The sequence below is a fragment of the Candidatus Accumulibacter contiguus genome, assembly GCF_012940005.1.
Taxonomy (GTDB): Bacteria; Pseudomonadota; Gammaproteobacteria; order Burkholderiales; family Rhodocyclaceae; genus Accumulibacter; species Accumulibacter contiguus.
The window spans coordinates 23642-49136 of record NZ_SPMX01000016.1 but is presented as its reverse complement, the minus strand read 5'-3'; the positions used below and the strand labels follow the sequence as shown (position 1 = coordinate 49136).

At 62.9% G+C, this 25495-nt stretch carries 24 protein-coding genes and 1 pseudogene; 9 read left to right on the top strand and 16 right to left on the bottom strand.

From position 1 onward, the window contains the following. Nucleotides 1-3 precede the first annotated feature (3 nt). From ccmE to ccmA, 5 genes are read right to left on the bottom strand one after another with little or no spacing between them, the layout of a single operon-like run. Nucleotides 4-483, bottom strand: a complete 480-nt coding sequence (gene ccmE, locus E4Q08_RS07470; protein ID WP_169069896.1) for a cytochrome c maturation protein CcmE — start codon at nt 481-483, stop codon at nt 4-6. Then, nucleotides 480-704: a heme exporter protein CcmD gene (gene ccmD, locus E4Q08_RS07465; protein WP_211203345.1), complete on the bottom strand. Its 225-nt coding sequence runs from the start codon at nt 702-704 to the stop codon at nt 480-482. Before ccmD ends, ccmE begins: the two co-directional genes overlap by 4 nt. Before the next feature lie 4 nt (nt 705-708). Beyond that, the gene (gene ccmC, locus E4Q08_RS07460) at nt 709-1458 is read right to left on the bottom strand and encodes a heme ABC transporter permease CcmC (protein WP_169069895.1); all 750 of its coding nucleotides are present in this window, start codon (nt 1456-1458) and stop codon (nt 709-711) included. Continuing rightward, nucleotides 1459-2127 carry a heme exporter protein CcmB gene (gene ccmB, locus E4Q08_RS07455; protein ID WP_034919750.1) on the bottom strand — a complete coding sequence of 223 codons (669 nt, stop codon included), beginning with the start codon at nt 2125-2127 and terminating at the stop codon, nt 1459-1461. Nucleotides 2128-2139: 12 nt separating this feature from the next. Continuing rightward, complete coding sequence (ccmA, locus tag E4Q08_RS07450) at nt 2140-2772, bottom strand: cytochrome c biogenesis heme-transporting ATPase CcmA (protein ID WP_169069894.1); 633 nt, start codon at nt 2770-2772, stop codon at nt 2140-2142. 138 nt (nt 2773-2910) lie between these two features. Between ccmA and E4Q08_RS07445 the strand changes: the two genes are divergently transcribed. The 5 genes from E4Q08_RS07445 to E4Q08_RS07425 all read left to right on the top strand — a co-directional run bounded on the left by E4Q08_RS07445 (nt 2911) and on the right by E4Q08_RS07425 (nt 7992). Next, entirely contained in the window at nt 2911-3912 is a 1002-nt protein-coding gene (locus E4Q08_RS07445) for a nickel-dependent hydrogenase large subunit (protein ID WP_169069893.1), read from the top strand. Continuing rightward, on the top strand, nt 3905-4246 hold the full coding sequence (hypA, locus tag E4Q08_RS07440; RefSeq protein ID WP_034920174.1) for a hydrogenase maturation nickel metallochaperone HypA: 342 nt from the start codon (nt 3905-3907) through the stop codon (nt 4244-4246). The genes E4Q08_RS07445 and hypA overlap by 8 nt, the downstream gene beginning before the upstream one ends. A gap of 19 nt (nt 4247-4265) precedes the next feature. Then, the gene (gene hypB / locus E4Q08_RS07435) at nt 4266-5300 is read left to right on the top strand and encodes a hydrogenase nickel incorporation protein HypB (protein ID WP_034920176.1); all 1035 of its coding nucleotides are present in this window, start codon (nt 4266-4268) and stop codon (nt 5298-5300) included. Between the two features lies 1 nt (nt 5301). After that, nucleotides 5302-7602 carry a carbamoyltransferase HypF gene (gene hypF / locus E4Q08_RS07430; RefSeq protein WP_169069892.1) on the top strand — a complete coding sequence of 767 codons (2301 nt, stop codon included), beginning with the start codon at nt 5302-5304 and terminating at the stop codon, nt 7600-7602. Between the two features lie 132 nt (nt 7603-7734). Beyond that, nucleotides 7735-7992 (top strand): HypC/HybG/HupF family hydrogenase formation chaperone, encoded by a 258-nt coding sequence (locus E4Q08_RS07425; protein WP_034920180.1) that lies wholly within the window; start codon nt 7735-7737, stop codon nt 7990-7992. Nucleotides 7993-8079: 87 nt separating this feature from the next. Here the strand turns inward: E4Q08_RS07425 and E4Q08_RS07420 are convergent, their stop codons facing one another. The 5 genes and pseudogenes from E4Q08_RS07420 to E4Q08_RS07400 form a co-directional block, all read right to left on the bottom strand. Beyond that, a complete protein-coding gene (locus E4Q08_RS07420) occupies nt 8080-9336 on the bottom strand; it encodes a dihydroorotase (RefSeq protein ID WP_169069891.1) in 1257 nt (418 codons plus the stop codon). A gap of 3 nt (nt 9337-9339) precedes the next feature. Next, nucleotides 9340-10299, bottom strand: a complete 960-nt coding sequence (locus tag E4Q08_RS07415; RefSeq protein WP_034910797.1) for an aspartate carbamoyltransferase catalytic subunit — start codon at nt 10297-10299, stop codon at nt 9340-9342. Further along, entirely contained in the window at nt 10292-10795 is a 504-nt protein-coding gene (gene pyrR, locus E4Q08_RS07410) for a bifunctional pyr operon transcriptional regulator/uracil phosphoribosyltransferase PyrR (RefSeq protein ID WP_169069890.1), read from the bottom strand. Before pyrR ends, E4Q08_RS07415 begins: the two co-directional genes overlap by 8 nt. Before the next feature lie 120 nt (nt 10796-10915). Continuing rightward, entirely contained in the window at nt 10916-11377 is a 462-nt protein-coding gene (ruvX, locus tag E4Q08_RS07405) for a Holliday junction resolvase RuvX (protein WP_169069889.1), read from the bottom strand. Next, nucleotides 11370-11931 (bottom strand): annotated as a pseudogene (locus E4Q08_RS07400) (YqgE/AlgH family protein). Before E4Q08_RS07400 ends, ruvX begins: the two are co-directional and overlap by 8 nt. A 47-nt stretch (nt 11932-11978) precedes the next feature. On the opposite strand from E4Q08_RS07400, the gene E4Q08_RS07395 reads away from it, so the two are divergent. Next, complete coding sequence (locus tag E4Q08_RS07395; RefSeq protein WP_169069905.1) at nt 11979-13430, top strand: cryptochrome/photolyase family protein; 1452 nt, start codon at nt 11979-11981, stop codon at nt 13428-13430. On the opposite strand, the gene E4Q08_RS07390 is transcribed toward E4Q08_RS07395, so the two are convergent. The 6 genes from E4Q08_RS07390 to E4Q08_RS07365 all read right to left on the bottom strand — a co-directional run bounded on the left by E4Q08_RS07390 (nt 13408) and on the right by E4Q08_RS07365 (nt 22619). Further along, complete coding sequence (locus E4Q08_RS07390; RefSeq protein ID WP_169069888.1) at nt 13408-18765, bottom strand: hybrid sensor histidine kinase/response regulator; 5358 nt, start codon at nt 18763-18765, stop codon at nt 13408-13410. The two genes, E4Q08_RS07395 and E4Q08_RS07390, sit on opposite strands and share 23 nt — an antisense overlap. Nucleotides 18766-18772: 7 nt before the next feature. Then, nucleotides 18773-20950: a methyl-accepting chemotaxis protein gene (locus E4Q08_RS07385; protein ID WP_169069887.1), complete on the bottom strand. Its 2178-nt coding sequence runs from the start codon at nt 20948-20950 to the stop codon at nt 18773-18775. A 72-nt stretch (nt 20951-21022) separates the two neighbouring features. After that, nucleotides 21023-21532 carry a chemotaxis protein CheW gene (locus E4Q08_RS07380; protein ID WP_169069886.1) on the bottom strand — a complete coding sequence of 170 codons (510 nt, stop codon included), beginning with the start codon at nt 21530-21532 and terminating at the stop codon, nt 21023-21025. A 5-nt stretch (nt 21533-21537) separates the two neighbouring features. After that, nucleotides 21538-21900, bottom strand: coding sequence for a response regulator transcription factor (locus E4Q08_RS07375; RefSeq protein WP_034916360.1), 363 nt, complete (start codon nt 21898-21900; stop codon nt 21538-21540). A 40-nt stretch (nt 21901-21940) separates the two neighbouring features. Then, entirely contained in the window at nt 21941-22303 is a 363-nt protein-coding gene (locus E4Q08_RS07370) for a response regulator (protein WP_211203344.1), read from the bottom strand. A gap of 127 nt (nt 22304-22430) precedes the next feature. Continuing rightward, nucleotides 22431-22619, bottom strand: coding sequence for a rubredoxin (locus E4Q08_RS07365; protein ID WP_034916348.1), 189 nt, complete (start codon nt 22617-22619; stop codon nt 22431-22433). Nucleotides 22620-22736: 117 nt separating this feature from the next. Here E4Q08_RS07365 and thiD point away from each other — a divergent pair, with 117 nt between their 5' ends. From thiD to hemL, 3 genes are read left to right on the top strand one after another with little or no spacing between them, the layout of a single operon-like run. Then, on the top strand, nt 22737-23579 hold the full coding sequence (gene thiD / locus E4Q08_RS07360) for a bifunctional hydroxymethylpyrimidine kinase/phosphomethylpyrimidine kinase (protein ID WP_169069885.1): 843 nt from the start codon (nt 22737-22739) through the stop codon (nt 23577-23579). Continuing rightward, nucleotides 23572-24240, top strand: a complete 669-nt coding sequence (thiE, locus tag E4Q08_RS07355; RefSeq protein ID WP_169069884.1) for a thiamine phosphate synthase — start codon at nt 23572-23574, stop codon at nt 24238-24240. The genes thiD and thiE overlap by 8 nt, the downstream gene beginning before the upstream one ends. Continuing rightward, nucleotides 24212-25492: a glutamate-1-semialdehyde 2,1-aminomutase gene (gene hemL, locus E4Q08_RS07350; RefSeq protein ID WP_169069883.1), complete on the top strand. Its 1281-nt coding sequence runs from the start codon at nt 24212-24214 to the stop codon at nt 25490-25492. The genes thiE and hemL overlap by 29 nt, the downstream gene beginning before the upstream one ends. The last annotated feature ends 3 nt before the right edge of the window (nt 25493-25495 follow it).

Genomic DNA, 25495 nt, shown 5'->3' with positions numbered 1-25495 from the left:
GTCCTACGGTTTGAGGGTCCTGGCGGTGGCTTCCGCCGCTGCCTTGTTGGTTGCCGCGCGTTCGTGGGCATCGCTGACGGCCTTGGCGGCTTCCGGCGGCATGTAGTTCTCGTCGTGCTTGGCGAGCACCTCGGTGGCTGCAAAGACGCCATCCTCGGCGAGCTTGCCCTGCGCGACGACGCCCTTTCCCTCGCGGAAAAGATCCGGCAGGATGCCCTTGTAGGCGACGGTCATGTCCTGGTCGGTGTCGGTGACGACGAAGCGCAGGGTCACGCCGTCGGGCTGGCGCTGCAGCGATCCCTCCTTGACCATGCCGCCGATACGGAAGCTCTTGCCCCTGGGCGCTTCGCCGGCGGCCACCTGCGAGGGGGAAAAGAAGAACACCAGATTGCTCTGGAAGGCATTGAGCACCAGCGTTGCGACCAGGGCGAGAATCGCCAGACCGCCAACGATCAGAGCCATGCGTTTGTGACGTGGTTTCAATCCGGACTCCTGCGGGGACTGGCGCTGCTGCGCCGGGCTTCGGTTCGCTCGGCACGGTACTGGCGCTTGAGACGAGAGACGAGTTTCTTCCGACCCTGCAGCAGCAGGATCGGTTCCGCCAGCATCAGCAGCGCCATCACTGCCAGAGATCCCCAGACGTAGACGCCATGGTTGCCCATTGCCAGAAAGTCGGCGAGACTGTTCCAGTGTATGTTGAGCATTCTTCTACTCCTGCTCGGCGAGCAACTCGCGCACCCAGTCGGTGTGCCGCTCGCGCTCGAGCATGATGATGCGGACGCGCATCAGGGCGATGGCAATGCTGTACATCCAGCATGCCAGGGCGCACAGCAGCATGCCCCAGAGCATCAGCGTGGCCATGCTGGGTGCTCTGCTCAGGCTGACCGAAGCCCCCTGATGCAGGGTGTTCCACCACTTGACCGAAAAATAGATGATCGGAATATTGACCACGCCGACCAGCGCGAGGATCGCGCCGGCCTTGTCGGCGCGGCGGGGATCGTCGATCGAGGCCTGCAGGGCGATGAAACCGATATAGAGGAAGAGCAGGATCAGTTCGGAAGTCAGGCGCGCATCCCAGACCCACCAGGTGCCCCACATCGGCTTCCCCCACAGTGCGCCGGTCCATAGCGAGAGGAAGGCAAAAAGGGCGCCGGTCGGCGCCAGTGCCGAGGCCATCATCCCGGACAGGCGGAAGTTGAAAGCCAGCCCGATGGCAGCCCAGAAAGCCATCACCAGATAGATGAACATCGACATCCACGACGCCGGGACATGCAGGAAGATGATTCGATACCCTTCGCCCTGCTGCGCGTCGGTCGGCGCCAGCAGAAAGCCGATCATCAGCCCGAGCACGCCGAAGATCGCAGCGAGCGTCCAGAACCAGGGAATCAGCTTGCCAGCGAGCGGGTAAAAAGTCTGTGGGCTGGCGTATCTGAACCAGTTGATTACGCGCTTACTCATCTATTCCAGGGCTACTCTCAGGGCCGCGGCAGTCGGCCACGGCGCAAAAAACACGCCGCCCAGCGCGAGCGCGCCAAGCAGCGACAAATGGGCCTGCGGTCCGAGTCCGCTCAGCGTCGCATCCACTGCCCCGGCACCGAAGATCAGCACCGGGATATACAGCGGCAGGACCAGCAAAGACAGCAGCACGCCGCCGCCGCGCACGCCGAGCGTCAGCGCTGCGCCGATCGCCCCGATCCCGGACAGGGCCGGGGTGCCGATCAGCAGCGACAGGGTCAGCACTGCCAGCGCGTCGCCGGCCAGGTCGAACTGAATACCCAGCAGCGGTGCCAGCAGGACCAGTGGCAGGCCGGCCACCAGCCAGTGCGCGACGACCTTGCCGAGCACGATCAGCGCCAGAGGCTGCGGTGCCAGCGCCAGTTGTTCAAGCGTGCCGTCGCGGTGATCGTCGGCAAACAGGCGCGGCAGCGAGAGCATCGTCGCCAGCAGTGCGGCGACCCACAACACGCCTGGCGCAAGCCGGCGCAGTTGCTCCGCTTCGGGTCCGACGCCAAGCGGGAACAGACTGACGACGATGATGAAAAAAAACATCGCCGCGACGATGTCGGCCTGCCTTCGCATTGCCAGCCGCAGGTCGCGACCGATGACGGCGCGGATCGATTGTAGCATCAAGGACAACCGCTATTGTGCTGTGTCATCGGCGCCGAGCCACAACTCGCGCAGCGCAGCGGCCGGTACGGCAACCGCCTGGTGGGTGGTCAGGACAGCCAGACCGCCGCGCTGCAGATGCGCACCGATCAGGCCGGCGACCAGTTCGATCGCGGCCGCGTCGAGCGCCACATAAGGTTCATCGAGCACCCACAGCGCGCGCCTTTCATGTACCAGACGGGCGAGCGCGGCGCGGCGCTTCTGCCCTTGTGAAAGGTAGCGGCAGGCGAGGTCGGCGCGGCTGCGCAGTCCGAGCTGTTCGAGGGCATCGAGCGCCGCGTCCTCGTCGAGCGTTTCCTGCGCCAGTGTGGCCGACGACCGGATATTCTCCAGCGGCGTCAGTTCCTCCTTGATCGCGTTCTGATGGCCGAGGTAGCACAGTTCGCTGCGGAACTCGTCGCCGAGCTTGCCGATCGGCTGGCCGCGCCAGTGAATGTCGCCGCTGGCCGCTGGCGTCAGACCGCACAGCATGCGCAGCAGGCTGGTTTTTCCCGAACCGTTCTTTCCCTGTAAATAAAGCATCTCGCCGCCTGCGAGCCGAAAGCTGACGCCGGCGAAGAGGCGACGTTCGCCGCGTACGCATTCCAGATTTGAAGCTTCGAGCATGCAGAGGGTGATCCGGGAAGTGGTCAAGACCGGCGAGGGCATATTGTGAAGGCGGGAGTTTAGCCCCGGATTGATGAAAATCAAAATCGATTCAGTGGCTTTGGGTATTGTTCACTGGGTTCTTCCGGGAGCGTGGCAGTGGAACAGGGTGTTCTGCAGTTGACACTGGCGTGGGACGGCAAAGAAATCGTCTCGGCCGAGATCGTTTCCACCCGGCCCATGCTCGCCGGAGCCCTGCGTGGGCTGCCGGTGGCGCGAGTTTCCGAGATCATTCCGCGCGTTTTCAGTCTCTGCCGCAATGCTCAGGATGCTGCTGCGCGCTTGTGCGTGCAGGCGGCGCGCGGTGAGCGGGCCGCGGTCGATGACGCCCGTGATCCGACTTTGGCGGTTGCCATCGAGGCGATCGTCGAACACCTGTACCATTTGTTGATGGTCTGGCCGCCACTGCTGCAGAAACCCTATCGAGCCAACCGGATCCAGGAGTTCGGCGCCTGGCGCAAGCGCCTGCAGGCGGTCGTCGATGCCGCTGCGGCTGCGGCACTCGGTGTCGATCTCTCGAACTGGCTAAACGAGCTGGAAGCGCCGCCGTTTGCCGATCGGGTGGCCGCCGCCGCGGTCGCGCTGCTGCCACAACTCTCTGCCGCCGAGTGGGCAGCGCTGATCGATCATGAGGATTTCGCCACGCAGCCGACCTTTGCCGGCCAGGCCGTGGAGACCGGGGTTCTGGCTCGACACGCCGGCGAACCCGGGGTGGCCCTCCTGCTTGCCGGTGGCCAGCGCGTCCAGGCCCGCCTGGCAGCGCGCCTGCTCGAACTGCGCTGGCTGACGGCAGGTCTCGTCGAACCGTCGCGCCTGTCGGCCCTTGTCGATGCCACGGCCATCGCGGTCGGTTGCGGTCTGGCGCGCGTCGAAACTGCGCGGGGTACCTTGCTGCACCGCATCGAGATCGCTGCTGACTGCGTCGAGCGCTATCGGATCATCGCGCCGACCGAATGGAATTTTCATCCGCAAGGCGCTTTTGTCCGCGAGATGTCTGGCTGTCCGGCACAGACCCGTGACGATGCGCGGATCCGGGCTACTTGCCTGGCCCTGTCACTCGATCCGTGCGTTCCCTTCGAAATCAGGATCGTCGATGCATGAAATGTCACTGGCCATGAGTGTGTTGCAGATCGTCGAGGACGCTGCGCGCGCACAGTCGTTTCAGCGCGTCCGCCTGGTGCAACTCGAAATCGGTGCGCTGGCTGCTGTGGAAGCCGAAGCGATGCGCTTCTGCTTTGCTGCGGTCAGCCGCGGGACGCTGGCCGAAGGCGCCACCCTGGAGGTAATCGAGGTGCCCGGCCAAGGTTTATGCTTTAATTGTAATATGACGGTGCCACTTGCGGCACTGTACGACCCCTGTCCAGCCTGCGGCGGGCATCCGGTTCAAGCAACCGGGGGTACCGAGATGCGGGTGAAGGAACTGGAAGTCGAATAACAATGAGGAGACAGCAAAGATGTGTACCACTTGCGGTTGTGGCACCGGCGAGATCCATGTCGATGGCAAGGCTTTGTCCGAGCCCGAGAATACACAAGCAGCCCACCCGGCACACGCTTCACCGCCGCTTCGCGAGGGCGCCGAGCAGCTTCCTGCCGGGATGAGCTACAGCGCCGCTGGCGCTCGGCATGGGCAGGCCCATTCCCACGCCGATGGCCGGCGGCATGTTCATGCGCATGACCATGAGCACGCAGCTTCCCACATGCATGTGCACGGCCATGCGCACGCCTCGGCAGCGGCGCAGGCGCCGGCAACGACGCCGTCGCGGCTGATACAGATCGAACGCGACATTCTCGCCAGGAACGATGGCTATGCCGCCGAAAACCGCCGGCGCTTCGACGAGCAGGGGATATTCGCGCTCAATCTGGTATCCAGCCCCGGCTCGGGAAAAACCAGCCTGCTCTGCCGCACCATCGAGGCACTTCAGGAACAACTGCCGATCGCCGTCATCGAGGGCGACCAGCAGACCAGTCGCGACGCTGAACGCATCCGTGCCACCGGCGTTGCCGCGCTGCAGATCAATACCGGCAAAGGCTGCCATCTCGACGCCCATATGGTCGGCCATGCCTTGCACGAACTGGCTCCAGCCGACGATTCGCTGCTGTTGATCGAGAATGTCGGCAATCTCGTCTGTCCGGCGGCTTTCGATCTGGGTGAAGCCTGCAAGGTCGTGATCCTGTCGGTCACCGAAGGCGAAGATAAACCGCTCAAATATCCGAACCTATTTCATGCGGCCTCACTGATGCTGCTCAACAAGATCGATCTGCTGCCCTACGTTTCCTTCGATAGCGATCTGGCGATCGCTTATGCCCGGCAGGTCAATCCGGCATTGCAGGTGATCCCTTTGTCGGCGACGACGGGGGAGGGCTTGGAGCAGTGGCTGGCCTGGCTGCGGGCCGGCTGCAGCGCACGCCGGCAGCAGAAACGGGTGACGATGGCATCGCTGCAGCGCCGTATCGCCGAACTCGAAGCACGGCTGGCTGCAGGAGGCTGAGATGTCCGAGCCCATCGTTTGCCAGAACATCCGCGTCAGCGGTGTCGTTCAGGGCGTCGGTTTCCGCCCCTTTGTCTGGCGGCTGGCCAGGGAACTGGGTCTTGTGGGCTGGGTCCGCAACGATTCACGCGGTGTCGAGATCGAGGTTCGCGGCGCGGCCGCACAGGTGCAGAGTCTCGTCGATCGACTGGAGCAGGACGCGCCGCCGCTGGCCCGGGTCAACTCGGTGACCGCCCGCGATACGGCACCGGCACGCATCGGCAAAGATTTCGTGATCATCGACAGCCGCAGTGGCCGGGCCGCGACGATGATCGGACACGACACGGCGGTCTGTCGCGAGTGCCTGACCGAGATGTTCGACCCCGGCAGCGCGCGCTGGCGTTATGCCTTCACCAATTGCACCAATTGCGGACCACGCTACACCATCAGCCGCGGCCTGCCCTACGACCGCGTACGCACCAGCCTCAAACCTTTTGCGATGTGTCACCGTTGTCAGTGTGAGTACCGGCGGCCCGAGGACCGGCGTTTTCATGCCGAGGCCAATTGCTGTCCGAAGTGCGGACCACAGATGTTCCTGCTCGACGGCGAGGGACACCGCCTGCCCGATGACCCGATCAGCACGGCCCTGACCCTGCTGCTGCAGGGAAAGATTCTCGCCATCAAGGGCCTGGGCGGTTTCCATCTGGCCTGCGACGCGCGCAACGCGGTCGCCGTCGCTTTGCTGCGTGAGCGCAAGCAACGTGACGAGAAGCCCTTTGTGGTGATGCTGGCGAATGCCGCTTCGGCCGCTCCGCTCGTCCAGATCGGCGTCGGCGAACCGGGTCTGATGGCCCTGCCTACACGCCCGGCGATCCTGCTCCGCAAACGCGGCAGTTGTGACGAGGCGCTGCCCGGTGTCGCCCCAGGCCTTGCCTGGCTTGGCGTCATGCTGCCATACACGCCGGTGCAGTTTCTGCTCTTCCACGAAGCGGCAAAACGTCCAGCGGGTGTCGGCTGGCTGGAACGATCACAGGACCTCGCGCTGGTGATGACCAGTGCCAACCCCGGTGGCGAACCGCTGGTGATCGGCAACGGCGAAGCCCTGCTGCGTCTCTACGGGATCGCCGATGCTTTTCTGATGCACGACCGCGACATCGTCACACGTTGTGACGACAGCGTCGCGAGGATCACCACCGGCGGTCTGCAATTCATCCGTCGCGCACGCGGCTACACGCCACGCGCGATCAAGTTGCCGGTCTCTGGTCCCTCGGTACTGGCAGTCGGCGCCTGGTTCAAGAACACCGTCTGTGTGACTCGCGGCGATGAAGCCTTCGTTTCGCAGCATATCGGCGACCTCGACAATGCCGCCGTTTGCGATTTCCTCGAGGAAAGCGTCGCGCAGTTGCTGAAACTGCTGGGCGTCGAACCGGCGATCGTGGCGCACGACCTGCACCCGGATTTCCACTCGACGCGTTTTGCCGCCGATTTCGCCATGCAGCGTCGCCTGCCGCTGTTGGGCATCCAGCACCATCATGCGCATGCGGCGGCAGTGCTCGCCGAACACGGCATGCAAGGCGCGAACCTGGCGCTGTCGCTCGATGGCGTCGGCCTGGGTACCGATGGCGCGGCTTGGGGCGGCGAATTGTTGCGCGTCGACGGCGCCCGCTTCGAGCGTCTCGGCCATCTCTCGCCACTCGCGCTGCCGGGTGGTGACCGCGCGGCCAACGAGCCGTGGCGGATGGCGGCGGCGGTGCTGCACCAACTCGGTCGCAACAGCGAAATCGGCGAACGTTTTGTCGGTCAGCAGGCCGCACCGGCCGTCGCGCAGATGCTGGCCGGCGACATCCATTGTCCGCTGACGACGAGCATGGGCCGGATTTTCGATGCCGCCGCCGGCTTGCTCGGCATCCGGTCGGTGATGGCCTACGAAGGGCAGGCGGCGATGTTCATGGAAGGCCTGGCGCAGTGTTACGGCGACATTCTGCCGCTCGATCAGGGTTGGCGGATCGAACGGGGCCGCCTCGACCTGTTGCCGCTGCTGGCGGCGCTGGCGGATGAGAAGAGCGCCGAGCGTGGCGCCGCGCTGTTCCACGCCACGCTGGCCGCGGCCATCGCCGACTGGGTGCGAGTCCTGGCGCCTGACGAAAAGACGGTGGTCGGCAGCGGCGGCTGTTTCCTCAACCAGGTCTTCGTGCGTGGCCTGCGCGCTCGCCTCGGCGCGCAAGGGATAAAACTCGTTGAAGCGCGCCAGGTACCGCCCAACGATGGCGGACTGTCGGTCGGTCAGGCGTGGATCGCCCTGCAGCATCTGCTGGGTCGTTAATGTGAAAGGCGCGTATGCGACTCACGAATCTCCCTCCCCCTCGCGGGGGAGGGGTCGGGGGGAGAGGGAAACGGTCATGACTTTCATGATCGGGGGTGCCTGGAAAAGTCATGACCGTTAGAGGAGTAGAGCATGTGTCTTGCCCTGCCCTGCCGGATCGTCGAACTGCGACCCGATGACCAGGCGCTGATCGACATTGCCGGAGTGAGCAAGGAGATTTCGCTGGCGCTCGTCGAAGACGTCGCAGTCGGTGACTACGTCATCGTACACGTTGGCTACGCGCTGACCCGGCTCGACCCCGAAGAAGCAGAAAAGACCCTGGCGCTGTTTGCCGAATTTGGCGAGGCAGCTTTGCGGGAGGCTGGTGTTAAGATGGCCTCGCCGATGTGATGTTCTCACGATCCGTGCGGAAGCACTTCATGGTCATCGCCCGCTTCCTGCAGCGCGTATCAGGCCGAGGCGCTGAATTGAATCGCATCAGGCCTCGAAAACGATACGCCCGCCGACCAGCGTCATGCGTGTCCGGCCGCTCACTTCGTAACCCAGGAAGGGCGTGTTCTTCCCCTGGCTGCGCAGCGCTTCCGGGGTGACACGCCAGGACTCGTCGGGGTCGAAGAGGCAAATGTCGGCCGCACTGCCGATGGCCAGCGAGCCGGCCTCGATACCGAGAATGGCGGCCGGATCACAGGTGATGCGGGCCAGCGCCAGCACCAGCGGCAGCTTCGCCTGTTTTGCCCAGAGCAGTGTCAGCGGCAGCAGGAGCTCGAGTCCGCTAGCCCCGGGCAGTGCTTCGGCAAACGGCAGTTGCTTACCATCCGCGTCGACCGGCGTGTGGTCCGAACAGATCGCCGCCAGTCCGTCCCGGACGGCGACGCGCAGCGCGTCACGGTCGCTTGACGCGCGTAATGGCGGGTCAAAGCGTGCATTGCTGTCGAAGTAGCCGATGTCCATTTCCGACAGATGCAGGTGATGGATCGAGACGTCGCAGGAGACCGGCATGCCGGCATGTCTCGCGGTACGGATCAGGGCGACGCCGGCGGCCGACGACAGCCGCGAAAGATGCAGGCGAACATTGGTTTGCGCTGCCAGTTGCAGTGCCGTGGCGATGGCGACGGTTTCCGCAGACACCGGGATGCCGGTCAGCCCCAGCCTGGACGCGACCTCGCCATCGTGGGCCACTCCTTCGCGTGCGAGAAACTGGTCCTGTGGCCGCAGGCGCACCTTGTAGCCGAAAGTGGCGGCGTACTGCATGGCACGCAGCAGCAACTGCGTGTCGACGATCGGATGCTTGGCCTGTGAGAAGCCGATACAGCCAGCGCGCGTCAGGCTGTTCATTTCGGCGAGCTTCTCGCCCGCCAGTTGCTGAGTCAGCGCACCGATCGGATAGACCCGCGCCAGGCCAAGCGTTTCGCTGCGCCGGACGAGGCGCTCGACGAGTCCCGGTTCATCGAGCGGCGGCTTGGTGTCGGGCGGGCAGGCGAGTGAGGTCACGCCACCGGCGACCGCTGCGGCAAGTTCGGTTTCGATGCCGCCTAGGCGGGTGGATAGATCGACCAGGCCGGGGCAGGCAATCAGCCCTTTGGCGTCGATCTGACGTTCCGCAGCGAAGCCTGTCGGCGGCTGTCCGATCGCGGCAATGCGTCCATCGACGATGAACAGATCGAGGCAGGCATCCAGGCCGTTTTTCGGGTCGATCAGATGGGCGTTCCGGAGGTGGAGGAGTTGCTCGTTCATCGTTCAGTTTCCCGCCAGAATGCCCATCACCGCCATGCGCACCGCAATGCCGAAGGTGACCTGCGGCAGGATCACCGCCTGCGGCCCGTCGGCGACATCGGAGTCGATTTCGACGCCACGATTCATCGGCCCCGGATGCATCACGATGGCATCGGGTTTGGCCAGCGCCAGCATCGCCGGTGTCAGTCCGTAGCAGTGGAAGTATTCGCGCGCCGACGGCAGCAGCGCACCATTCATGCGTTCGTTCTGCAGGCGCAGCATGATCACCACATCGCAATCGCGAAGTCCTGTCCGCAGATCATGGCAGACCCGCAGTCCCATCTTGTCCATGGCCGTCGGTAACAGCGTTTGCGGGCCGATGGCGCGCACCTCGGCAGCACCGAGCGTGGTCAGCGCGTGAATATCCGAACGCGCTACACGGGAATGCAGGATGTCGCCGACAATCGCCACCACCAGATTGTTGAAGTCCTGTTTGTAGTGACGGATGGTGTACATGTCGAGCAGGCCCTGCGTCGGGTGGGCGTGGCGCCCGTCGCCGGCATTGACCACATGTACATCATTCCGCCCGAGGCGGCGCAGGTGGTCGGCGATCAGGTGTGGTGCACCGCTGGCGGCGTGCCGGACGACGAACATGTCGGCGTGCATGGCCACCAGATTGTCCACCGTGTCGAGCAAGGTCTCGCCCTTGGCGGTCGAGGAGCGCGTCACGTCGAGGTTGATGACGTCAGCGGAAAGTCGCTTGGCGGCAATTTCGAAGGTAGTGCGCGTGCGCGTGGAATTCTCGAAGAACACATTGAAGACGCTTTTGCCGCGCAACAAGGGAACCTTCTTGACGTCGCGGTGCGAGACCTTGAGAAAGCTCGATGCGGTGTCGAGAATGTGATTGATCACTTCGCGAGGCAGGCCCTCGGTCGACAGCAGGTGTGTCAACTCGCCATTGGCGTTGAGTTGTGGATTACGCATGCGCATTCTCGGCCAGGCTCCACTGCAGGCGACCACTGGCGTCGGTCGAGAGCACCAGTTCCAGTGCTGGATCGAGATCGACTTTCCAGGGACAGAAATCGGCGCAGATCGGGAGTTGACGGCGACCGCGGTCGGCGAGAACAGCGAGCTGGATGCTGGCCGGGCGACCGTAGTCGAAAAGTTCGTTGATCGCCGCGCGCGTCGTGCGGCCGGTATACAGCACGTCATCGACGAGGATCAGTGGCCGGCCTTCGACATCGAAGGGAATCGAACTCGGCCGGACGCGTGCATGCAGACCCCTTGCGCCGTAATCGTCACGATAGAACGAGACGTCGATCAGGCCGATTTCATTGCGCAGCTCCAGGATTTCGCGCAGGCGCCTGGCCACCCAGGCGCCGCCACTGTGAATGCCGACCAGGACCGTGTCCGGTCGCAAGCGGGGTCGGATCAGTTCGGCCAGTTGGGCGCACTGCGCTTCGGCATCGGGGGAGGTCAATGGGAGGCATCGGTTTCGCGGTCATCCGAGTAATTTTGAAAGTCGCTTCAGCGACTCGGGAATCTCCCCTGGGTGCGGGAGATGGGAAGGGGGAAGAAATCGTTCATCAGCGTCTGGCGTTCACCATGGGTGTTCGTGGCCCGCTTCGGCCATGCCGTCAAAATAGCTCTGCAGAATCAGCTGGGCAGCCAAGGCGTCGAGACGCTGTTTTGCCCTGCGGGTGTCGTGCCCGGCGGCATGCAGGAGTTCCTGCGCAGCGCATGAGGAGAGCCGTTCCTCGGCATAATCGACGCGCAGTCCGAAGCGGCCACGCAGCTGGTTGGCGAAGCGAGTACAGCGAGCGGTCATGGCGTGTGGCGTGCCGTCGAGTGCGAGCGGCCGGCCAACGACCAGGCTGGCTGGTTGCCATTCCCGGATCAGGGTGGCGATGGCGGCGAATCGCTCGGCGTTGGCCTCGCCGTGCAGGGTGGTCAGGGGATGCGCCTGCAGCAGTTGCCATTCGCCAACGGCGACGCCGATGCGTTTTTCGCCGAAGTCGAAAGCGAGTACCGTGCCCGTGGTTTTTCTGGCTGGTTCAGGCATGGCCGGCGGCATCGGCGAGGTTGGCGAGATTGACGCCAAGCAGCTCGAGTGCCGACGCGAGTCTTTCCTCGTAGGGAGATTCAAAAAGGATGTCGAGCTTGGCGCGCACGGTCAACCAGGCGTTCTGTGCCAATTCGTGTTCAAGCTGGCCGGCAGCCCAACCGGCGTAGCCCAGTGTCACCAGCACATCCACCGGCTGGCCGCTACGGGCGACGGCCTGCAGGATGTCGCGTGAACTGGTGAGGCCGATGTGCTCGTTGATCACCAGCGTGGACTGCCATTTTCCGACCGGCCGATGCAGGACGAAGCCACGGTCGGTCTGTACCGGCCCACCGAAGAAGACCGGCAACTGGGCGAAGCCCTCGGCCTGCAGGGGAATGTCAATTTTTTCGAGGAGCGTTCCCAGGCTCATGTCGATCGGTCGATTGACAATCACGCCAAGCGCGCCGCGATTGTTGTGTTCGGCGATATAGACCAGGGTCTTGGAAAAAAAAAGAGTCCACCAGTGCCGGCATGGCAATGAGAAAATGGTCCGTGAGATTGATGCTGTACATGGCCCTATTCTAATCGGCAGCGGCGCCTGACACAAAGGTAATCCATGATGGGGAATGCGATTCTGGTCTGGTTTCGGCGCGATCTGCGGGATTTTGATCACGCGGCGCTCTGCGAAGCGCTGCGGCGTGGCTGCCGCGTCTATTGCGCTTTCGTCTTCGATCGCGAGATCCTCGATGCGCTGGAGCCGCGCCGCGATCGCCGCGTCGAGTTCATTCGCGAGTCGCTGGTCGAGCTGGATCTGGCGCTGCGCGTCCGCGGCGGCGCCCTGATCGTACGCCATGGCTGGCCGGTCAGCGAAATTCCGAGCCTGGCAAAGGCGCTGGCCGTGACTGCGGTGTTTACCAATCGCGATTATGAACCGCAGGCGAAGAAACGCGATGCCGCGGTCAGGGCGGCCTTGCAGGCGCAAGGAATTGCCTTCGAGTCGTTCAAGGATCAGGCGCTGCTCGACGGTGACGAAGTGCTGACCCAGGCCGGGCGGCCCTACACCGTGTTCACCCCTTACAGGAAAGCCTGGCTGAAGCGTCTCAGCGACGATGACTGGCAGCCCTACGCAGCCGGAGACGGGAGGCTGGCAGCGCTGCCGGGCGCCGGCGGTGTACCGACGTTGGCGGAAATCGGCTTTTCCGGCAGCGATCTGCGAGCGCTGGGCATCGTGCCGGGGATGTCCGGCGGCCGGCAGCTCCTGGCCGATTTTCGTCTGCGTATGGCGCGTTACCACCAGCAGCGTGATTTTCCGGCACTGCAAGGGGGTTCGTATCTCTCGGTTCATCTACGCTTCGGGACCGTCTCGGTTCGCGATCTGGTGGCCCAGGCGATGGCTGCCGGTGCCTTGCGCGCCGCTGCCGAAGGGGCTGCGACCTGGCTTTCCGAACTCATCTGGCGCGACTTCTACTTCATGATTCTTGACCGTTTTCCGCAGGTTTGCGAGCGCGCGTTCAAGCCGGCGTACGACGCGATTCGCTGGGAACAGGGGCCATCGGCGGATGCGGCCTTTGCTGCCTGGTGTATGGGACGCACCGGTTTTCCGCTGGTCGATGCCGCGATGCGGCAGCTCAACGGTACAGGCTACATGCATAACCGCCTGCGCATGCTGACCGCTTCGTTTCTGATCAAGGATCTGGGCATCGACTGGCGGCGCGGTGAGGCCTATTTTGCGCGCCAGCTCAACGATTTCGATCTGTCGGCCAACAACGGGGGTTGGCAATGGGTGGCGTCCAGCGGCTGCGATGCACAACCCTATTTCCGCATCTTCAACCCGGTGACGCAATCGCAACGCTTTGACCCTGCCGGCAGGTTCATTCGCCGCTACCTGCCGGAGCTGGCCGCTGTCCCCGACCAGTTCCTGCATGCGCCATGGCGGATGAGTCTGCCCGAGCAGGAGGCTTGCGGCGTGCGGATTGGCCGCGATTTCCCGGCGCCGCTGGTCGAGCACGCGCAGGCGCGGCTGCGGACCCTGCAACGCTACGCCGTGGTCAAGCCTGGCGCTGCTCCCTGACATGTCCGGCCACCAGGCGCAGTAACTCCTCTTCCTGATAGGGCTTGCCGAGATAGTGATTGACTCCCAGCTCGATGGCGTATTGACGGTGTTTGTCTGCCGTTCGCGAGGTGATCATGATGATCGGGACCATGCACAGGCGGTTGTCGGCACGCACGTTGCGGGTGAACTCGAAACCATCCATGCGCGGCATTTCGATGTCGACCAGCAGGACGTCCGGGACCAGAGCAAGCAGTTGTTCGAGCGCATCGACGCCGTCCTTGGCGGTCATCACCTGGTAGCCTTCACGTGCCAGCAGACGACTGGTGATCTTGCGCACAGTCAGCGAATCGTCCACGATCATGACCGTCGGCACGGTGGCGGTGACGCTGTCCGTGGCCACCGGTTGACGAACGGTTGGCACCGGCGAGACCGCGCTCACCGTGCGATCGCGGCTGGCCAGGGCAATCGGGTTCAGGATCAGCACCACCTGGCCATTCCCGAGAACGGTCGCGCCATCGACGCCGATCACCCGTGCCAGTTGGGGTCCGATGTTCTTGACGACGATTTCCTGATTGCCCAGCAGTTCGTCGACCTGCATCGCGATTCGCTTGCTGCCGCTGCGTAGCAGCAGAACCCAGTACTGGGAATGTTTCTCCGGTAGCGCACGGGTTTCGCCGAGAAGGTGAGGCAGGTAGCTGAAAGGATAATGGTTTCCGGTCCAGACGGCTTCCCTAGCGTCACGAATGCGGGCCAGCATCTGCTCCTTGAGATCGAGTACCTGCTCGATCATGGCCGAGGGGATCGCGTACTGCCGATTGCCGGAGCGTACCAGCAAGGCCTTGGTGACTGCCAGGGTGAGCGGCAGGTACAGGCGGAAGGTCGTTCCCTGGCCTGGGCTCGACAGCACTTCAATGCGGCCGCCCAGGCTGCTCACTTCGCTCTTCAGTACATCCATGCCGATGCCACGCCCGGAGAGACGCGACACCTCGCTGGCCGTCGATATTCCCGGCGCAAAAATCAGGTCCACCACGCGCGTCGGATCGCGGGCTTCTTCCTCGGTCAGCAGACCGGCGAGCAGACCGCGTTCGCGCAGCCGGTCGAGATCGAGGCCGGCGCCGTCATCGGCGAAAGAGAGAATGATCTCGTTGCCTTCCTGTGTCAGCTTCAACGAGATCTCGCCAATCTCGGGCTTGCTCCTGGCCAGGCGCGTGGGCGTGTCTTCGAGGCCATGCACGACGGCGTTGCGCAGCATGTGTTCAAGCGGCGCCAACATTTTTTCGAGAACCGTTCGGTCGAGTTCGAGTTGGGCACCCTGGATTTCCAGGTTCGCCCGTTTGCCGATTTCCTTGCCGGCCTGCCGGACGATCCGGTAGAGACGATCGGTAATGCTGCTGAATGGCACCATGCGCACCGACATCAGTTCCTGCTGCACTTCGCGGTTCAGACGCGCCTGCGAGACGATGGCCGCGTTGGCGTCGTCCAGATTCTTGAGCAGATTCTGCTGCACCGTGGCGACGTCGTTGACGGATTCGGCCATCATTCGCGTCAGTTCCTGGAAACGCGTGAAGCGGTCGAATTCCAGGGGATCAAAATCGGCGTGCTGTTCAGCGCTCTGCCCGACACGTGACTGCATTTGCAGTTCGGCCTGGATTTCGATGTCGCGCAACTGCCGGCGCAGACGGATGACATTCTCGGTCAGGTCGAGCAGCGATCCCTTGATGGCTCGCATCTCGCCTTCAATCCGCGAGCGGGCGATCGACAACTCGCCGGCTTCGTTGACCAGCCGGTCGATCAGGTCGGCACGCACCCGCAGGGTGGCCCGTTGTGCGGCCGCTTCGCTGTCGACTTCCTGCGGGCCGGCGGCAGCACCCTGTTCGGAAGCCGGGACCGGCTGGTCGGCGGCGTGTTCGGCAGCCAGTTCCGATGCCGCCGCGTCGGATATCTCGACGGGCGCATCTGCAGATTCACCATGCTGCAGGCGCTCGACAATCTGCACGATCACGTCGAAGGCATTGTCGATGTCGTCGATCAGTTGCAGCGGCGCACTGCTGGCCTCCTGTGCTTCCTGCATGCGCGTTTCAATGGCGTGTGTGAGTTCGCCAAGATTCATCGCGCCGGCCATGCGCGCGCTACCTTTGAGCGTATGGAACAGTCGCGCCAGTCGGCGCACGGCTTCACCGTCAGAGGGATTGCTGCGCCAGGCGTGTAACTGTGTGGCAATGTTCTGGTTGAGATCGAGCGCTTCCTCAAGAAACAGTGGCAGCAGTTGCTCGTCCAGTTCGTCGTGCAGTTGCGGGGCTTCGACCGCGGTGCTCGTCGGGCTGGCGCCAGGCGCTACGGCTGCGGTACCCTTTCCGGCAGCGACTGATTGCGGCTCGCTGGTCGCTTCCAGAGCTTCCGGTTTTTCGACGACCAACTCCGGATACAGCGTGTCGAGCATCTCGACCAGGGTGGGTGCCGCTTCGGGCTCATGTTGGCGAACCACATCCGACAGCATCAAGGTGAGTGCGGCGATTGCCTGCTGGACGCAGGCAATCGCTTCGAGGCTGTCGGGGTGTGCGGTGTGATTGCGGCGCAACAGCGCCATTTCGAGTGCGTGCGCCAGGATCTTGACCGGTGCTATGCCGACGGTTCCGGAGATGCCGGCAAGGGTATGCGCAGCCCGGTACATTTCGTGCGTTGTCGGGGCGGCCAGGTCTGTTTCCAGGACCGCGAACTCGCGCTGCAAAGTAGCCAGGTGAGCACTGGCTTCTTCGTTAAAGATCTCGGCCAGTGCCGGAGCGATCGAAAGCTGTGTGCGGGTTTCCTGTACAGCGAGGTGGACCGCTGCCGATGTCGCCTGGCTGGTTTCCTCTGGAAGAGCGGCTGGCGCAGCCTCCGCAAGGCTTTCGCTCGGCGCTGCTGCAGCGGCCTCGCCGGGCAGCGGCAACAGGACGCCGGTTTCGCTGCCGTCGCGAAGGGAATTGGCCAAAGCGACCATGCTCGTTACATCAGGTGCGTGGCCGCGCCTGGTCTTGAGATGCTCGACCCACGCGAGAAAGACGCGGTAGGCCTGTTCAAGCAGGTCCAGGAGGATTGGCGTGACTTCCTGTTCCTGTCTTAACCAGAGGTTGAGAACCTGTTCTATCGACCACGCCGCTTCGCCGAAATCCTTGAGCCCGACCATCCGGCCGCTGCCTTTGAGGGTGTGCGCGGAACGACGGATGGCAGTCAGCAATTCCACGTCATGGGGTTGCTCATGCAGCTGGCGCAGGTTTTCATGAGTCCTGGCCAGGACTTCGTCGGCTTCCTCAAGAAAGATTTCGACCAGCTCGGCATCGACTTCCTCGGTGGTGGCCTGTGCGAGCTGGATGGTTTCTGCCGATGGCGGGGGAGCTTCCGGTGTCTGCGGCTTGAGCTTCGCCATGGCCGCGTCAATCTGCTGTGCGGCGTCACCGCCAGCAGCCAGCGCCGAGAGTACATGTTTGGTTTGCTGCCCGAGTTCCTTGTCGGCGACCAGATCGGCATCTTTCTGCAAGGCCGTCAGATTTTGTCGGAGCTCCTGGCGCAGCCCGGCATCGCTGGGCTGCTCCTTGAGGGCCACCAGCAAGGCGTGCGTATCGCGCTTTTGCTGCTCCAGTTCCTGCTCGACGCTTGCCGCCGTGTCGTCCACCTTGTGGACCACGGCCGCCTGCATCTTGCTGACGAAAGTCGCGAAATCGCTTGCGCCGTGCTGCATGGCATCGACGAAGAAACCAACCAGCGACAGTTGCTCGGCAACGTTTTCGAAGTCGGTCACTCGCGGTACGTAGTCCGCTTTCGAGAAGCATGCGATGTCTTTCGCACACTGCTGCAGAACGGCCACTGCATCATCGTGGCGCATCATGGTAAGCGCACCGATGACCTGTCGCAGCGGGGTTTCCAGTCCGTTCAGATCGGCACGTTTTTCGGCATCGCGGAAAAAGCCATCGAGAACCTGCTCGATTTGTGCGAGGTTGTTGGTAATCTCCCTGGCGACCTGGGCAACGAGCATCCTTTCCTGTGCCAGGCGTGACATTTCGTCGAGTGACGGCAACTCCGACTCTGGTCGCGGTGGGTTTCCGGCAATACAACCCTGGAGCCGCTCGACCATCACATCCACCTGGTGCGAGAAACTGCTGCCCAGGTACTGGATGTTCTCCTGCGCGTTCTGGGCGAGCAGGATGGCCGTCGCGGTTTCCATGGCCAGCGCTTCGGTATGGCGAGACGGGCTTTGCGTCAGCAGGCCGGCAACCTCGGCAATGGCTTGCACCAGACGGCGATAGTCGGCGTGACCCAGTTCTTCGACCAGCGTCGACAGCGTACTGGTATGGGTCCTGAACAGAGGCAGAACCTGCGTTGTTCCGGCGCAGAACCGGTTCCAGGTTTCTTCGGTGGCAGCAATCGCTTCACGCAAGCGACGGCGTACGGACTCCACTGCGACCGGCGCCGCACTGATCGCGCCGGGTATCAAGGCCGCCAAATGGTAAGCTTCCTGGACTTGGCGTACGAGGGGATCGTCGCTGCGAGCCTTGCCGACCAGATACAGCGCATCGCGCATCAGGCGCTCGGCGACATTGCTCGAACCTTCGAGGAGTCGGCGAGTCTGCAGGTCGATGCGGCTGCAGAGTTGCCGGGCATCCGCATCTGCCGGCAAGCTGTGTTCGCCCAGGGCGGTCAGGAAAGCCGTGGCGATCCACCAGAACGAGCGCGCCGATGGTGTTTCCTGGATGGCTGCGATCCGTTTGACGGCGTTGAGCATTTCGGCCACGCCCTGGTCGTCCTTGGGTGTGCGCAACCACGCCAGCAGGCCGTGCTGAAAATGTGCACGTTGCTGATGGAGTCGGTGTGCAAACTCGCCACGGCGGTGTTTCGGCACCGGGCCGGTACGTTGGGGTGGCTGGACGCTGAGGTCGGGGTAGAACAGATCCGTCGCGAAGACACGTTCCCGCCCGCGTGCCGACTGCACTTCTCGGTACAAAGGCAATAGCCGGAGTGGCTGGTTCGGTTGGCCGCTGATCAGATCATCAAGGTAATGGCGAAGCGCCGCCAGCGCGCTTTGTGCAAGCTGGACAGTAGCTGGGGTGGCGGGACGCTCCTGCAGTTCGATGGCCTCCAGCAGCGACTCCAGTGCTTCGGCAAACTGGGTCACACCATCCAGGCCGACGATCGTCAGGGCGCCCTGCACCTGGTGCAAATGGGTGCGGCAGAACCGGATTTGCGTGCGGTCGCCGCTCCCATCGGCAGCGCTCGCGGTGAATTGTTGCAGTGCCGTGTCGCCTCGTTCGAGGGCGAGGTCGATCTCGCTCTTGACCCAGGTCAGCGGGCCGATATCGAAGTCCGTCGGAGCATTCATCTGAGTTTCAGGACACCTTGAAGCCGGCTACGGAACCCTTGAGCTCGGTCGCCAGAGCAGCCAGTTCGCCGATGGCCATCGCCGTTTTTTGCGTTCCTGCCGTGGTTTGCCCGGTGACCAGCAATATCTCCTGCATTTTGCGGGCCACCTTGGTCGCCGAATCGGCCGCCTGGCGGGTGGCGCCGGAGATGTTCTCGATCAGTGCCGTGAGCGTTCTCGAAACCTCACCAATCTCGGCCAGCGCCTGACCCGCCGCATCGGAAAGCCTGGCACCCTCGACCACGCCACGGGTCGATTCCTCCATTGCCGAGACCGTGTCCTGGGTGTCGGTCTGGATGGTTCTGACGATCGCTCCGATCTGTTTCGTCGCCTCGCCCGAACGCTCGGCAAGGCGCTGCACCTCCTCGGCAACGACCGTGAAGCCGCGCCCCGCTTCCCCGGCAGAAGCAGCCTGGATGGCGGCATTGAGTGCCAGTACGTTGGTCTGTTCGGTGATGTCCGAAATGAGTTCGACGATCTCGCCGATTTCCTGCGAGGACTCACCGAGGCGCTTGATGCGTTTGGATGTCTCCTGAATCTGCTCGCGGATCTTGTTCATGCCCTTGATCGAGTCTTCCACGGCCCGCGCACCCTTGCCGGCTGCAGCCAGGGACTGGCGTGCCACGGTTGCCGATTGTTTCGCGTCGCCGGATACGTTGGTCATCGAGCTGGCCACGGCCAGGACCGACTGGCCGGCCGCCTTGATCTCGGTGGCCTGGCGCTCGGCGGCAGCAAGCAATTCGGCGGAGGTCTGCTGGGCGATCTCGGTTGCCAGCGTCACCCGTCTGGCCGCATCGTTGATGCGGCCGACGAGTACCCGCAGCTCCTCGATCGTGTAGTTGATCGAGTCGGCGATGGCGCCGGTGATGTCCTCGGATACGGTTGCGGTCACCGTCAGGTCGCCGTCGGCGAGGTCGCCGAGTTCGTTCATCAGACGCAGGATGGCATCCTGATTCTGGCGGTTGAGAAGATCGGTTTCATGGCGGCGTTGTTCGGCCTGTTCGGTCTGACGCTGGCTATCCGCGAGGTAGGTTTTGCCCAGCAGAAACACCAGCGAGATGGCCAGAAGGATCAGAACCAGCAGCGCCAGGCCATACGAGGTACGTTGCATGAAACTGCCATGGTAGGCCTGTTCCAGTTGGTAGGTGTTGGTAAGCAACTCTTCACTGTCGCGGAAGATTTGCGAACCGGCCAGTTTGGCGATGGTCAGTTTCTGCATGTTGCCTTGGATGCCGCTAACGGCGGTTCGATACTCTTCAAAGCTGGCATCGAGTGCGTTGAGTTTCTGCCGGGTATCCGCATCCGTCGTCGGAGCGATGCGCAAGGTTTCACTTCCCTTGATCAGCGCTTGTATGGTGTCGCGAAAGGTGTTCGTGTCCTTGCCCAGAAGGAAGCCGACTTCCGTGTCGATGGCATCACCCAGCAGCAGCGCACTGGCGTTTTTCGCGATCCGCTGGGTCAGCATCACCAACAGGTTGGCCGCCGCAATCTCTCGGATGCTGGCACTGCCCTGCAGCTTGAGCGCAGCGACCTGTTGAGACAGTTCGAGCAACTGGGGATTCTTGTCGTTGATGGCGGCGACATCCTTGCCCAGCGAGATCAGGCTCTTTTCCATTTCGAGCAGGAGCGAAGCATTCTTGTCGGTCTTGTCCCAGATCTGTGCCACCGTCTGCAACTGCGGCTGTACGCCACTTGGCGAAGGTGGCACTTGCGTGCCTGTCAGTTCTCCACCATTGGTCAATCGTTCCAGGTTGGCGCCGAAGCTGTCACGCGATTCGCGGACCTGCTTGAATGCGACCGAGTCACCCAGCAGTGCCAGGCTCGAAGCCTTTGCCAGGCGCTGAGAAAGCATGCGCATCTCACCGGCGGTCGCAATGTAGACCGTGTTATAGGCCGCCTGACGGTCGTCGCGATAGACGAGGACAGCAATCACCAGCATTACCAGCACCAGACAGCCGCCAAGGATCTGGAGTTGTTTGATCACCGGCAAGCGGTTCAGGAAGGGCAGCAAGAAGGGGATCGTCCCTTTGCTCACCGGTTCCCCGGAATCGATCACGGTACGAGCCAAAAGGGTCTCGCTTGCCGCCGCTGTCATTCGAGACAGGAAAGGGGACAGGAAAGCCGGTAGCTTGGGTTTGAACGTCATCTTGCTTCTCCGGTTACACTTTCTCGACGGTGCAAATCACGGTCGTTGAGGATTTCTTGGTACGCAAGCGGCTCAAGCGCCAATATCCATGAACGCCTCGTCAGCCAGTAGTTCACGCACCTTGAGTTTGTTCCAGCGACGCCCTTCGTTGTCCGAATAGGCTTCACGTGCCCAGTCCGGCACGCCTGACGCAGCGGTTTCGGGAGTCAAGGCCTCGATATTGCGCAGGCCGATCATGCGCGTGACGAGCAAGGCCGCATTGCTGCCATGACGGGTACCAATCAAGAGGAGTCGCGAGCTGGTGTTCTGGGGCGTCGCTTCCTTGCCCAGGAAGGCGGACAAATCCACCACCGAGTACAGATTGCCGCGAATGTTGGCGATCCCTGCGAACCAGGGTTTGGTCAGGGGAACCTTGGTCAGGGGGGTCAGCGGGATGATTTCGCCCGAGTCTGCCAGGTCGAGCAGCCAGTAGTCTGGACCGGCCTGAATTCCCAGCAGGCCAGCCGAACTCTGATTACTGGTGCCGGCCAGCCGTGCCGCGAGATAGGACTGAAATTCATGCAGGCTGATCTTCTTGGCCATGACCGTTAGAGCGCTGCGATTTTGGCCAGCAACTCCGGGCCATTGACTGGTTTGACCAGGTAATCCTGGGCACCCTGGCGCAGGCCCCAGATCTTGTCCGTTTCCTGGCCTTTGGTGGTGCATACGATGACCGGAATGTTCTTGGTCGCCGGATCGCGGGTCAGGGTTCGGGTGGCCTGGAAGCCATTGAGGCCGGGCATCACCACGTCCATCAAGATCAGGTCCGGCAACTCGCTCTTCGCCTTGGCAATGCCTTCTTCACCGCTCTCCGCGGTAATGACCTCATAATCATGGCTGGTCAGCAGGACCTTCAGCACATGACGTTCGGTCGGCGAATCGTCTACGACGAGGATTTTCTTGATAGTCATGGCCTGTCCGTTCCCGTAGCTGCCTTTCAAGGAGTTTGCTTCATTCGGCGGCTGCCGGAGCAAAAGTCGCGACCGTTTGCAGCAGACTGTCTTTAGTGAATGGCTTGGTCAGATAATGGTCCGATCCGACCATGCGGCCACGAGCGCGGTCAAACAGACCGTCTTTCGACGACAGCATGATCACTGGTGTGGTACGAAAGCGCTGGTTCTTCTTGATCAGGGCGCAGGTCTGGTAGCCGTCGAGGCGCGGCATCACGATGTCGCAGAAGATCACTGCGGGCTGGTGATCGGCGACCTTGGCCAGCGCGTCGAAGCCATCTTCCGCGAGCAGCACTTGACAGCCGGCCTGCACAAGAAAAATTTCCGCGCTGCGTCGGATCGTATTACTGTCATCGATGACCATGACCTTGACGCCGCGCAGGTTTGCAGCTTCAGCCAATTCTCTCCTCCAGACTATCCCGGATCGTTGATTTATGGGAGTTCCGGTTCGCGCATGATTTTGCGCCAGCGGCTACTATAACGCATTGTCTTCAGATTTCGACCATTTCGAAGTCTTCCTTGCGCGCCCCGCATTCCGGACAAGTCCAGTTGATGGGTACATCCGGCCAGCGCGTGCCGGGTGCGATGCCTTCGTCCGGCAGGCCTTTGGCTTCTTCATAGATGAAGCCACAGGTCAGGCACATCCAGGTACGATAGGGCTCATTGCTTGCTGTGTTCATAGTCTTTATCGGTTTTCGGTTAGAATCGAGAAGAAAATTCACGAATTCTAGCCAAACCTTGCTTCTTCCGCCAAGATTTTGTCGACGGTAGCTCCTGTACGACGCCTGTTTGCTCTCATGAACCTACACTCTCTACCCCTGCCGCCGCCCATCGTTCTCACCTTCTCCGCCAGTGACCCCTCCGGAGGTGCCGGGATGCAGGCCGACTTGATGACCCTGTCTTCGCTTGGCTGTCATCCCTTGTCCGTGGCGACGGCGCTGACTGTGCAGGATACTGTCGGCGTGGGCAGTATCCTGGCAGTCGATGCAGATTGCGTCGAGGATCAGGCGCGGACGCTACTCGAAGACATGCCGGTCGCCGTTTTCAAAATTGGCCTGCTCGGCAGCATCGAGAATATCGCGGTGATCGCCGAAATCCTCGCAGACTACCCCGGCATCCCACTGGTTCTCGATCCCGTGCTTGCCTCCGGGCGTGGCGATGAACTGGTCGACGAGGAAATGATCGCCGGCTTGTGCGAATTGCTGATGCCGCTGACGACGATACTGACACCCAATTCTCTCGAAGCACGTCGACTGCTGGATGGCGACACGGATGATGAACCGCGGACACTGGTCGAATGCGCAGAGATCCTGCTCGACCTGGGTTGCGAGTACGTGCTATTGACCGGTACCCACGAAAACACCGCGCGCGTGGTTAATAGCCTCTATGGCAAGAGGTTTGGCCTGCTGCGCAGCGATGCCTGGGACCGCCTGCCCGGCAGCTACCACGGTTCGGGTTGTACTCTCGCCTCGGCGATTGCCGCGCATCTGGCGAGGGGCTTGTCGGTGGAGCAGGCGGTAGAGGCCGCCCAGGAATATACCTGGCAATCGCTGGCCGCTGGTTTTCGACCGGGAATGGGCCAATTCATCCCGGATCGCTTCTTCCAGATCCGCCGCCGTAGCGGTATGCTGAATGCCTGAAGCGGTCGGCAAACCCCTGCGTGGTCTCTATGCGGTCACGCCCGAAGGCCTGCCCTTGAACACGCTGCTGGCGCAGGTCGAGGCGGCCTTGCAGGGGGGCACGGTCCTCGTTCAGTACCGGGACAAGAGCCGTGATCCTGCCCGGCGGGCCGCCACGGCACGCGCGCTGCTGAGCCTCTGCAGAGGATTCGGCGCGCGCTTGCTGATCAATGACGACCTCGCGCTGGCGCTGGCGGTCCATGCCGACGGCGTACATCTTGGGGCCGCTGATGGGGAGTTGCCGGCGGCCCGGCAGGCGCTTGGCGCCGGTGCCTTGCTCGGCGCCTCTTGTTATGACGATTTCGAACGTGCTCGCGTGGCGGTGTCGGCGGGTGCCGATTATGTTGCTTTCGGAGCCGTCCATCCTTCAGCAACCAAGCCGCTGGCCAGGCCCGCACCACTGTCGCTGTTCACCCGCTGCCGCAGCGAACTACGGGTGCCGGCCTGCGCCATCGGAGGCATCACCGTGGACCGGGCCAGGCCCCTGCTGGCCGCCGGTGCCGACCTGCTGGCGGTGATCAGTGATTTATTCGAAGCGCCTGACGTGACGGCACGTGCGGCGGCCTATCAACTACTGTTCGAGGAAGATCACCGTGAGTTCTTGCAGCGAGCAACTTTTTGAACGCGCGCAGCAGCGCATCCCTGGCGGCGTCAACTCACCGGTTCGGGCATTTCGCTCGGTCGGCGGTACGCCGCGGTTTATTGCCGCCGGTAGCGGCGCGCGCGTGCGCGATGTCGATGGCCTGAGCTACATCGATTACGTCGGATCCTGGGGGCCGTTGATCCTCGGGCACGCGCATCCCGAGGTGGTCACCGCCGTTCAACAGGCGGCGCTTGCAGGACTGTCCTTCGGGGCACCGACGGCAAGCGAGGTCGAGTTCGCCGAACTGCTGTGCGAGTTGCTGCCTTCGCTGGCCATGGTTCGTCTGGTCAGTTCCGGAACCGAAGCGACGATGAGTGCGATCCGGCTGGCGCGCGGCTTCACCGGGCGTGACCTGCTGATCAAGTTCGAAGGCTGCTACCACGGCCATTCGGACAGCCTGCTGGTGAAAGCCGGTTCGGGGATGCTGACTTTCGGCAACCCGAGTTCCAGCGGCGTACCGGCCGACTTTGTCAGGCACACCCTGGTTCTCGACTACAACGACAGCACCGGACTCGAAGCGGCGTTTGCCGAGCACGGGCCACGCATCGCCGCGGTGATCGTCGAAGCCGTCGCCGGCAACATGAACCTGATCGCGCCTCAGCCTGCTTTCCTCCAGAGCCTGCGCGAGCTGTGCAGCCGCCACGCTGCCGTACTGATTTTCGACGAGGTGATGAGCGGTTTCCGCGTCGGCGCCAGGGGGGCGCAGGGCCTCTATGGGGTCACCCCGGATCTGACGACTCTGGGCAAGGTGATCGGTGGCGGCATGCCGCTTGGCGCTTTTGGTGGCCGGCGCGAGATCATGAGCCAGATCGCACCGCTGGGTCCGGTGTACCAGGCGGGCACCCTGTCAGGCAATCCGGTGGCGGTCGCCGCCGGTCTGGCGACGCTGAAACTGCTGCAGGCGGAGGATTTCTACGAGTCCTTGAGGCAACGCACCCGGCAACTCACCGACGGGCTGGCTGCCGCCGCCGGCAGGCATGGGGTAGCGTTCTCGGCGCAGGCGATTGGCGGCATGTTCGGGCTGTACTTCCGTTCCGAGTGCCCGCAGAGCTACGCCGAGGTGATGGAGTGCGACACGCAGGCTTTCAATCGCTTTTTCCACGCGATGCTCGACGCCGGCCATTATTTCGCGCCTTCGGCCTTCGAAGCCGGCTTCGTATCGGCGGCGCATAGCGAGTCGGATATTGCCGCGACCGTCGCTGCCGCAGAAGGGGTTTTCAGCAGCTGGTGACGA